The sequence below is a fragment of the Phocaeicola paurosaccharolyticus JCM 15092 genome (genome assembly GCF_000613805.1).
GTDB lineage: Bacteria > Bacteroidota > Bacteroidia > Bacteroidales > Bacteroidaceae > Phocaeicola > Phocaeicola paurosaccharolyticus.
In genome coordinates this window covers 1-11397 of sequence record NZ_BAJR01000027.1, presented here as the reverse complement: position 1 = coordinate 11397, position 11397 = coordinate 1, and the positions used below count along the sequence as shown (strand labels likewise).

Genomic DNA, 11397 nt, shown 5'->3' with positions numbered 1-11397 from the left:
TATGGCAGGACATACATTTTTTGGAAAACAAAAGCTTTGTTATACAGAAGTTTCCGACTTCACTGATATACAAGGTATAGGTCATGACCCGATATATAAACGTTATGATAGTGTTTTTAGTGTGGTCAAACGTTCTATCCCCACTGATTATCAACATTTCTTGTCTACGCCAGAATACTTGGAGGATGAAGACCAAATTTGCTGGCATATTGACAAATGGATTGAGCATCCAATTAGAATAACAGAACTTACTGGAGTAGAACAGAACAAATATAAAGCGATTCTTGAAGATACAATCCGGATATATAGATCTTCTGTTGTGAAACTCAATGGTGAAGATCTTCAGATATTGGCTGCTTCTATCAAGTATATTGATGAATCTAGAGTTTATTGTTGCGACAATAAAGTTTATTTGGTTGCTTGGGGAATGACTCCAGACACAAAGCAGCACAAGGTTGTTGGATCGATCATTCATGAATATGAAGAAATAAAGAGGTATAAAATTACTTCGATCCAGGAGACCATGGCTCATTAGTATCTAAACTAGACAAAAGCATTAATAAAGCAGAAGGAACAAGTTTGACGCTGAACGATTTCCCAAAAATTGTTGTGTCTGACGGGTACAGATTTGATGCTTGGTCACCTTCTTTCTCTGACTTCATAGTAAATGCAGATACTACTTTTGTCGCAAAATACATTAAGGAAGAAATTGATGTTCAACCAGAACAGCCAATAATTCCTTCTGAAATTCCACCTGTCATTCCACCTATAGAAGAGCCAGATGAATATTTTACCTGTAGCTTTGACTCCGGGAAACATGGCGTTATTGTCGGTAATTCTACTTTAAAGAAATTGGCAAATTCTACTTTAAATTTAGGAGAAATACCGTCCGTTTCACCCAACAAAGGGTATAAGTTTAAAGGTTGGAATACTAATCCGTTAGGAACTCAAATAACATCAAATAAATTATTCACTGCTCTATACGAAGAAAACATTCCTTGGTATAGACGTTGGTGGTTGTGGTTTACAGGCTTATTCACAGGAAAAGGATGCCTTAAATGGCTTCTATGGTTACTCATTACCATACTTTTATTGTGGCTTTTATCATGGTTTCTAAGAGGTTGTGGAGGATGTTCTTGGTTCAACCATCCTGTAAATGGGGTTGTACCAATTGATACAATTTCTACAACGGATGGCAGACATGTTGATGATAATGGCTTTATTCACCCTATAACAAACGGCAATGGCAGATTGCCTGAAAATGGCAATGTAGTAGCTCCTACTTTAGGTGAGGGTGGTAGTGAAATACCAATTATTAGACAACCTGGTGTTCCAAATACAATAGCAAATAGATTGTTCCTTTTTCTTGAAGATGAAAATGATAATATTGACGCATTAGCTCAAGATTTTAAAAAGGCATATCCTACAGACAATTATTCTGTTATTGGCTATGACAAAGAAGTAAAGTTGCTTGTTATTCAGATTCCAGAATATGAAAGAGAACAAATACGAAAAACAATAAACAGCAAGATACCAAATCATGATTTCATTGTTTTCGATGAAGAGATATATGAATTGCATGGTAATTTGAGAACAGAATCAGATAATCCTGGTTGGCATCTTAATGCTATCCATTTACAAAAAGCATGGCAAATAACAAAAGGCTCAGCGGATGTTAAGATTGCTGTAGTAGATGATGGCATACAATCTTCGCATCCAATGTTCAGTGGGCGAATTGTTGAAGCTTATAACGTATTCACACAAGATAATAGACTTAGTTTAGGAGATGGTCATGGAACACATACGGCAGGCTTAGCTGCTGGTAATTCAGAATTTTATAATAAAGGCGCATCAGGTGTCGCACCGAATTGTAAATTAATGCCTGTTCAAGTATTTGATAACAAGCAATGTCCGTTGTCTGCTTTAGTTGCTGGCGTAATGTATGCGATTCATCATGATGTCGATGTCGTTAACATCTCTATAGGCCCTTCATTTACTGGTTTGAATCAGCTACCCGTAGAAGATCAAGACCAAATTGCAAGGCAACAGTTTAAAAATGTAGAAAAACTATGGTCGAGGGTATGTTCGTTAGCAGCTAAGAAAAATACTATTCTTGTATTTGCGGCCGGAAATGATGACATCCTATCAAGCATACCGCCAGAAAACAGAAACTCATCTGCTATAGTTGTTGCAGCAGTAGATAAACGATTATATCCTACAGACTTCACAAATTATGGTCCATGCTCGGATATATCCGCCCCAGGCAAAGATATATTGAGTTCATATCCTAATAGTACATTTAAGTCTTTTGATGGAACAAGTATGGCAGCGCCTATAGTAACTGGTACTATTGCATTAATGAAGTCTCTCAAAAAGGATATTACAGTTACACAAGCAAGAAATGTTTTATACAAGACAGGTTCAGACGTATATGGCTTTATTCCACCAATGGTTTTAGTTGATAATGCATTAATAGGTGTAAAACGAGGTGACTTTTCTACTCCAAAAGAACGTCCTATTCGCCCTGTACCAAATGGAGATGGTGATAAAGCATCTGGAGAATCTTCGTCACCTTCAACTGATGAATCTGTTAATACTCCGCCTACTCAAAAAAATGAAACTGATTACGAAGCTATCCGTCGAAAAATAGCTGAATACAAGAAAAAAATAAGTGATTTAGAAAGACTTTTACCAAATAAATAAAAAAAGTAATATGAACAATAAATATTCATGGAATGAGACTCTTAAATTCTCATGGGGACATATAATTGCATTTCTTGCTATTATATTTATTAGCTACGTTTGCTATATGGGTAACTTTTATCAAAATGGAGGTGATTTTAAAGCTGCTGCAATTAAAGTGTTATTCATAGATTTGATTCTGTTGTCAACTTTTATTGGGGCTCAAATAGCAAAAGGAACCGATAGTAAATTTGAAAGAAATATTATAATCGAAAGAATACTAATTTGTTTATGTCCCTTATTCTTTTTGGTGGCAATGTTATCCTATAATCATTTTTGGAATGTCTTTAGAGAAAGGAAACAAATAGAGACAAAATTTACTACTTCAATAGAAAAGTCCAAACAGATGTTTATTGACTATGATAATTATTCAAGTGAACGTATTGAAAGATACAAGATTACGCTTAATAAAATCATTCAAAGAAAAGATATTGACACTAAAACATATTATGATTGCGGTTTTAATGGAAATAGTGATGAAATTAGAAAAAACAATCTTATTATGACTATGCACTTACAATTGCAATCACAAAACACCGATAGTCTTAAATTGCTTGCAAACCAATGGATAAATAATGCGAATCAGGGAGCATCTGTTTGGAATGCATTCTTAGTTGGAAACGTTGATAAAATATCTGACGCTATTAAAACTTGGAATAAAACATTAGTTGATTATTCATCACCTGTTTTAACAGGCGAAACCACATACGGGCAAACAGTTAACTCCTTTGCGTCTGACAACGATGCTATTACGAACGCCAACAATGGGCTTAAATCTTTAACCCAAATATATCAGAATTCAACAGGTATAAAGGTTACTTCCTTATTAACATCTATGTTACTATTCCTAATGCTTCTGTTCCCCTACTTTTTACAGAGAAGAAGTACTAGGGCTAATGGACTATATTACCTTTTACCCAATAATAAAAGGAAGAATATTAAGAATAAAAGTTTTAATGATGAAAAAGAAACACCAGAAAGCGAAGAAACAATTTATACCAATTCTGATGATATCTATGGAGGAACATTTTAAAATAAAAGAAATAATATATGAACAAGAAAGACTTAATCAAAAATTTTAAGGATTACAGCCCAGAACAAATTGCAGAAGCTATTAAATCTGATATTGTGACGTCTTACGAGTTACTTCATGAGACTGGTGGTGCCTATACACCACTTCTAAAAAAGAAAGTTAATTTGGCTTTAGAGCGAATGGAATCATCACAAAATCCCGATATAAGTTCTACGGAACAAAGTGTCGATTCAGATAATGAGGTGGTTAATACTCCATCTCAGCCTATTGAAGTAACTCCTATTTTAGAAATACCATCATTAGAGGTGCCAGATTTAAATACTTCATCAAGTTCTATCCAAAGTGATTCTGCTAAGGAGGAAACCAAGGCGACGGATAATTCAAAATCGGCAATGTTTAGTGCTCCATTTTCATTTAAAGGGAGAATTCGTAGAACTGAATATGGTATCTCAATGATTATCTGTTTTTTTATTAGCCTAGGATTAAATGCAATTATAGACTCTGCTAATAATTCTTATTCAGACCCAACAGGATTAATCGTACTATACTTTGTTTTACTCATTCCTTATTTGTGGTTTGTTTGGGCACAAGGAGCAAAGCGATGCATGATCGGGGGAATTCTGGGTGGTACCAAATTATTCCATTTTACGGTTTTTTGATGCTATTTGCAGAAGGAGACGCAAATACAAACGAATATGGTAATAGTCCTAAATAACTACACTACTTATGAAAGAACGCATACTAGATAATGTCGCAGAATATTCTGCTCAGCAACTCGTTAAATATATTCAAGACGGAGTTATATCCCTAGATGAATTGATTAATGAAACAGATGGATTCTTTGATGCTTCAAAAAGAAAAGAAGTCGAAGATTTTCTAAAGAATGGTGATGATAATGCATGGAATGAGGCATATGCTTTGAGAACTATTGATGCTGCTAAGCAATATTTAAATACTTACCCTAATGGTAAGCATAGAAATGAAGCTAGAGACTTGATTAGTAATATTAAAGAGGAAAACGAGAGTAATTACTTAAAATCCACAACGGACGATGCTTGGACATGCGTAGATAAAAATGATATTGACGAATTAAGGAATTTCGTAAAAAAGTATCCAGATAGCAATCATATTAATGATGCTAATATTTTAATCAATAATATTTTATTGAATGAAATAATGGGAGTTGACGCAGAAACTTTAGTTAGTCAAATCCGTCAATTTCAAACAGACATATCACTGACACCAGCTCAAAAAGATAATAATATTCTTGATACAATTGAAAGATTTTTGAAAGAAAAAAAAATTACAAAAGAAGACTTTCTAAACACTATTCGAGATGATCATAATTTACTAAATGCTAGTGTCGTAAAAACATTGATTAATAAAGGAGTCATTACTCATGCAGATTTAATAGGTATTGGTATAGATAAGTTGTTCATTAGAAAAATGTTTAATGGAGATTGTGCTCAATCATTTAATATGCCAGAGAAACTTGATAAAATTCACAAGCAATCAACCGAGATATATTTTTGGGGCATCCCATCTTCAGGCAAGAGCTGTGCCTTAGGAGCTATTTTAAGCGTTGCAGCTTGTGGGCGTGTAGCTAAATCCATGGATCCTGATACTGGCTCTCAAGGCTACGGGTATATGACTAAATTGATTAATCTCTTTAAAAATGGACAAATTGGAACTCTGATGGAAGGAACTTCTGTTGATTCTTTTTATGAAATGGGATTTGATTTGGTAGATAAAGAAGATAAAATACATCCAATTACGTGTATAGATATGGCTGGTGAATTGATGCGTTGTATGTATAAGGCAAATGCCGGAGATTCTATGTCTGACACAGACGAGATTATGTTAGATACATTAACAAATGTTCTAATTGACAATAGATCCATAAACCGCAAGATGCACATTTTTGTAATTGAATATGGGGCTGAAGATAGACTGTATGAAGGATTACCTCAGAGGGTTTATCTTGATGGTGCGCTTTCATATATTAAAAACACGGGTATCTTTAAAAAAGACACAGATGCAATTTATATTATGATTACAAAAGCAGACAAGGTAAAAGAGCAATCAAAAGAAATATTTTCCAATTATATAAATAAAAATTATTTGGGTTTCTATAATGGTCTGGCCAAATCTGTAAGGATAATGAAATAAATAAAGGAGTTGTGGAGAAACTAGCTTTTTCACTAGGAGAAGTATGTTTCCAAAATTATTGTCGCTTTAATTCTCGTCCAGCAGAGAATGTTGTTGAACTTATACTAAAACGTTCTGCCAGTTTTAGAGGTGGAAAAAGAGGAATGTTTGAAAAAATATTTAGAGGATAATTATGAAATTAGGTTTAGTAATTAAAATTACAAACAATGGTGAATCAGAGTACCCATTGTCTTTCAATAAAAATGGTCAGTGGGAGAAATTTGCTGCTGATGCGAGATCTTCAATCAAGGAATTAATAGGATTTGACGAAACGGAAAAAACTGTCAACCTAATAAAGTTTCTTGGTCCTGCGGGTTATCTAATTGGAATAATAAAGTCACGCCCAGAAGGAAGTGGAAGAGCGTTTGATAATGTTGCTGCTTGGGTACATTTTCCATCAAAAATTTCTATTTCAGATCAGGAAACTATTGAAATTATTGATAATGTCGAGAAAGCAATATCTGGTCGTTCTGGAGTCGATGATATATTGCTCAGTAAAACTTTTGAAAAAGAGTATAAATCAAACGATTATCTATATTGCGCATCTGACTTTATATCTTCAAATTCAAATGGGGCTTTAGGTATAATGTATTACGGAAACAATACACAATATGAACTAAAAGAACTTTTGGGAGAGTATATAGCTCAACCTGAATATAAGAATTTCAAAGGTATTTTCTTGGTTAATAAGAATTCAGATATCTCAATAAATGGAATTCAGGAATTAAAAATTAAAGTAAAGCCTGAATGCTCAATAAATGCGCCAAAATCTATAGATGGCTTTGAAGCATACATTGGCAATGCTATTTTTAATAAAGGTATTTCAGTTACAACTGGTTTTAAATTTGCAATTGTTTGGAAAAAAGCTGGTTTTGAAGACATAAAAAGGGATATCGTAGCAAATACAAATATCAGCGATTTAGATATAGCTATTTTCCGCAAAGACTATAAAATCATTGTGCAAAGACAGTGGTTTATGATTTCCGATGAAACTGGGAAAAGAGTGGATAAAACAAACATTTCTATTGATGGTAAACAGCTAATAGATAGTTTGGCTATTGCATATGATTCTCTATTAGAAGGCACTAGGCTTTATGTGTCAAAAGAGGGATATTCTACATTCAAAAAGGAGAATTATTCTTGTATTGAGAACGGAAAAATCAAGAATTGTTATACTATTACTCTTAAAAAAAATATTCATCATTATGAATTCGGATTTAATAGAGATAGCATAAATATGGATTCATATGAGGATGTGCGTCTTATTGTCGAAACTCATCACAAATTAAAGGATTCACCTTTGCGTGGTTTTAGCTCTGATAGTATATCGGAATCTCACAATAATGAGCTTTATCAAAGCAATTTTAAACTAAAGCTTAGATGTTTTCTTTACTGTTTCATTATTTGTATATTAACTATTATTCTTGTTGCTGGATGGAACGCTATTGATGATTATGAGTTTCAAATAGGATGGCCTCCTTTTAAAAAACATATAACTATCAACAACGAGGTAGCAGAAACTGGGGGTGAATCGCCGCAGTCTGATGAAACTGGTGCCCCCGTTGAATACAATGTAGATTCTCTTGCAATTGCTTATCTTGATAATAATAATAGCTGGCAAAAAGATTCTTTGAATCGCTACTCTAAAACGCAAGGAGTTTTTGAAGCACTTAATAGCTTTGACATCGAAAAATTAAGAAATTTGAATTTAGGATCGGAAAAGCTTGATAAAGTGATTGATGCTTATGATAACGCATCAATTCGTGGTCTAAAACCCGTCGGTAAGGTTGGCGGCAAATACAATGCTTCGGACGATGTTGTAATCTCTATTGATAATTACATCAAGTGGATTTCAGAAAATCATAGCGAGAAAAAAGAGGCTCCTTCAGAATCTAAAAAATCTTTAGTTAAAACCAAAAGCAATATTACAGGCAAAGGTACTAAAACCACTGAGACACCTGCGAACTCAACAACCAACTCTACTAACAAAAATAGACGTGGACAAGAATAATAATACTAATAAGCTATGAAAGTAACAATTAAAATATTCTTTCTTCTTTTAGCTATATCATTAGCTATAGGAGGAGTCATGGTGTATGCTAAAACAAAAGTGGAGCCGCCAATGACGATAAAGCAAGTGGATCAATACGCTGAGGATATTGCAACAAGTCGAAAAGCTTTAGTTTCTGTTAAAAACGAAGTTATGGAAGATTCAATATTCTTTACAGCCATAGACAGGATTAATGTATTTAATTTAGAAAACAAAATACAGTCTGATAGATCAGATAAATATTTAGATAATTGCATGAATGCTTATTGTTCTCTTTTTATGAACAGATGCTTTTCCGAATTTAAAAAATCTGTTTGGAATGATAATGAACACAATAACATTTTAAGTCGTGTATCTGTACTTAAATCATTGCTTCATTCTGACAAGTCTATGGCATTAACGAAACAAGAAACTGACTCCCTCAATCTAATTACTCGTGTTATTTCGGACTATAGACAAGCTAGAAGAATTAGCAGAAGCACAGTGTTCTCTGGAGTTGCTAATGCTCAATCTGTAATATCACAAGCAAATAGTTTCTCAAACAATGGATACTTAAGAAATTGCACAGACTTGATGAGTTCTTTACGAAACGTGAAATCTGAAATTGCAACATCGCATTACAATTATGTTTCTACACAAGTCGATAAATTATCTCAGTATAGATATTTCTCTAAAACCTATTATGAGAATACTTTGATTCCACATGTAGATGCTGTTACGACAGAATATGACAATAAAGCACAATCGTTATATGGAAGTAAGCGTGATGTAAATGCATTGTGGCAAAGAGCAAGAGGTTTTTATGATCAAGCAATGTCGTATTATGGTAATACCGAAACTAATAATTGAGCGTAATATGAAACTAAGAGTAATAATTCTATCATGTGTGATAATGTTAACTACGAACATAAACGCACAGGAAAAAGATTCTGTCAATAATGACACCGAACATGTTTCTATAACAATTGATGCGTTATCAAAATTAAATAACGAAAAAGACTTGGCTGTTAGGGATTTACAAGCGATGAAAGATTCAATAAACAATCTTATAATCGAACTAAAACAAATAAGAGAAAAAGCTTCGAATCTTGATTTACAATTAATGCAAATAAAAAGCACTAATCAAGACTTGCTTAATCACGTTAATAAAACGGATACGTGCTTAATTAATATGGCATCAAATTTCTTATATATACCCTATGAGGCATATAGCGTTGAAAAAATAGCGATCCCAGCCTTTGACAATATACATAGCAAAGCTCTTAAAGATAAACGCATTATTAAATATAATCTGCTATGTAATTACCAAAACGATATCAAAGAATTGTCTAAATTTCTAGTTGATGTGCAATCTGAAGTGAAGAAACCTTTTACTAAAGATGGAAAATCTCTGTTATTGATTTTTAAAGAAAAAGAGGTTTATAAGAGTTATATTAAATATTCAGATTACAAATATACATATCTTGGTAAATTCATAATACAGATTGTTAATAATTTGAACGCATTTAAAAAAGAAGCGATATTGACTGAATTTTCTGCTATAGATATTGAATTAAATAATTGTCTTAAAACAATGGAGGATTTATGAAAACCGGAATACTATTAAGAACAGTTGCACTATTGTTATTGTTTTCCTTACATTCAGTCTTAAATGCACAAAAGCTTACCGACTATGCAAAGCAACGTAAGCAAGAACTAATCGAGATGCAGAAGATTGAGAAACAACATTATGATAATGCATGTAAAAAAGGTACATTGGAAGCATTTCAAGAATATGTAAAAATGTACCCGAAAGGAATATATATTAAAGATATATGCGAAAGAATTACAGATTTCGATATGTGGAACTCAGCAAAAGCTAGAAACACAAAGGAGTCATATACTTATTACTTGAATAATTCAAAATATCAAAGTTTTAAGTCAAATGCTAACTCGGCCATTGCAGAACTAAATTCTATTGAAAAATGGAACTCTTTAAAAACAAACGGAAACATTGAAGGTATTCAGAACTTCTTACAAGAATATCCAACTTCTTCATGTATGCCACAAGCCAAAAAGAGAATACATGAATTAAAGGCTATAAATCTATATAATGGTAATGAATATTTACTGGCATATAATGAATTTATAGCAGCTGGTGGTAAGAATGAGTTGGTTTCAAGTAGTATATTCATGTTTGACAAATGTGTAGAAGCTTATGATTATTCAAAACTTAGTTCGTATTCAAAAGAAGTTGATTTACAGGTTTTTTTAAGCAAATATCCAAATAGTAAAAAGTTCGATGAAGTTTCAAATTGGCTTGCAATAAGCAAAGCCAAATCATTGAACATGTATTCTGGAGCATATTCATATAATGATGCTTTAAAATTTGCCAAGGATGAATCTACTAAAAATTTTGTTAAATCATATATTGAAAAAAGTAAAAGAGAATACTCTTCTTATCAGAGCAGGCAAAGGAAAGCACGAATTAAAGCTAATGGTGGCATTATTCTATTTGGTCTTGAATTAATGGATTTTGGATGGAATTGTCTGTCTGAAGATAAATATTTAGAAGTATATTATTACAATGTGGGTGCAAGCGTCAAATTGGGAAACTACAAATCACCTATTCAATTGGAAGTTGGATTAAAACCTGGAGTTATTTGCTATAAGACAGCAGACGATGATGACTATTATGATAGTGAAGAAAAAGCCAAATTTCATATGCCTGCTTATGCAAAACTAAAAGTTAATATTTGCAATTTAGATGCAAAAAATAAGCAATCAAAATTGTATATTTGTGGTTTAGGAGAATATAATGTTATTCGTGAAGAATACTTAGAAAATGAGTATTCTGTTGGTGGTGGTTTTGGAATGGCTTGGAGACACTGGGATTGGTTAACTCTCTATTATAAACAAGACCTAAATAATAAATATAAGTTAGATGACAAGTTTTTAGGAACTTCATGTGTATATTATTTTTAATAATATGGATATAAACCGATTAAAGATTGTATTGGCTGAAAAGAAAAAGACCAATAAATGGCTTGCCGATCAATTAGGTAAAGATCAAGCTACTGTTTCTAAATGGTGTACCAATTCAGCTCAACCAGGATTAGAAACACTAATAAAAATTGCAGCTGTTTTAGAAGTTGATGTGAAGGATTTACTTCATTCCACAACAGATTAAAACAAATTGTGATAGCAACAAGGGTAAATACTCCTTTTTGCATGAAAACTAAAGAGAATCCAAATGGGTTCTCTTTTTTTTGCGACCATTCTCAAAATGTTACTATTCTGTTACTAAAACATTTATAATAGCCTTCTATTTAATTGATATATAGTTGTATATAATATATTATATATGTATTAGCCTATTTCAGGA

11 protein-coding genes are annotated in these 11397 nt (G+C 32.7%); all 11 read left to right on the top strand.

The window, feature by feature from the left end; genetic code table 11:
* Position 1 precedes the first annotated feature (1 nt).
* On the top strand, positions 2 to 535 hold the full coding sequence (locus tag JCM15092_RS17605; protein ID WP_235782334.1) for a hypothetical protein: 534 nt from the start codon (positions 2 to 4) through the stop codon (positions 533 to 535).
* 74 nt (positions 536 to 609) lie between these two features.
* Positions 610 to 2703, top strand: coding sequence for a S8 family serine peptidase (locus JCM15092_RS15830; protein ID WP_235782333.1), 2094 nt, complete (start codon positions 610 to 612; stop codon positions 2701 to 2703).
* A 10-nt stretch (positions 2704 to 2713) separates the two neighbouring features.
* Positions 2714 to 3775, top strand: coding sequence for a hypothetical protein (locus tag JCM15092_RS10770; RefSeq protein ID WP_024994672.1), 1062 nt, complete (start codon positions 2714 to 2716; stop codon positions 3773 to 3775).
* Positions 3776 to 4376: 601 nt separating this feature from the next.
* Positions 4377 to 4490 carry a DUF805 domain-containing protein gene (locus JCM15092_RS18080; protein ID WP_369384656.1) on the top strand — a complete coding sequence of 38 codons (114 nt, stop codon included), beginning with the start codon at positions 4377 to 4379 and terminating at the stop codon, positions 4488 to 4490.
* A gap of 11 nt (positions 4491 to 4501) precedes the next feature.
* A complete protein-coding gene (locus JCM15092_RS10760) occupies positions 4502 to 5944 on the top strand; it encodes an outer membrane protein assembly factor BamD (RefSeq protein ID WP_024994671.1) in 1443 nt (480 codons plus the stop codon).
* Between the two features lie 11 nt (positions 5945 to 5955).
* A complete protein-coding gene (locus JCM15092_RS17235) occupies positions 5956 to 6114 on the top strand; it encodes a hypothetical protein (protein ID WP_159101391.1) in 159 nt (52 codons plus the stop codon).
* A gap of 2 nt (positions 6115 to 6116) precedes the next feature.
* Positions 6117 to 7994 (top strand): hypothetical protein, encoded by a 1878-nt coding sequence (locus tag JCM15092_RS10750; RefSeq protein WP_024994670.1) that lies wholly within the window; start codon positions 6117 to 6119, stop codon positions 7992 to 7994.
* A 15-nt stretch (positions 7995 to 8009) separates the two neighbouring features.
* Entirely contained in the window at positions 8010 to 8882 is an 873-nt protein-coding gene (locus JCM15092_RS10745) for a hypothetical protein (RefSeq protein ID WP_148296649.1), read from the top strand.
* Positions 8883 to 8889: 7 nt separating this feature from the next.
* Positions 8890 to 9621: a hypothetical protein gene (locus JCM15092_RS10740; RefSeq protein WP_148296648.1), complete on the top strand. Its 732-nt coding sequence runs from the start codon at positions 8890 to 8892 to the stop codon at positions 9619 to 9621.
* Positions 9618 to 10997 carry a hypothetical protein gene (locus tag JCM15092_RS10735; protein WP_024994667.1) on the top strand — a complete coding sequence of 460 codons (1380 nt, stop codon included), beginning with the start codon at positions 9618 to 9620 and terminating at the stop codon, positions 10995 to 10997. The genes JCM15092_RS10740 and JCM15092_RS10735 overlap by 4 nt, the downstream gene beginning before the upstream one ends.
* A 4-nt stretch (positions 10998 to 11001) precedes the next feature.
* Complete coding sequence (locus JCM15092_RS10730) at positions 11002 to 11202, top strand: helix-turn-helix transcriptional regulator (protein WP_034541919.1); 201 nt, start codon at positions 11002 to 11004, stop codon at positions 11200 to 11202.
* Positions 11203 to 11397: the final 195 nt, after the last annotated feature.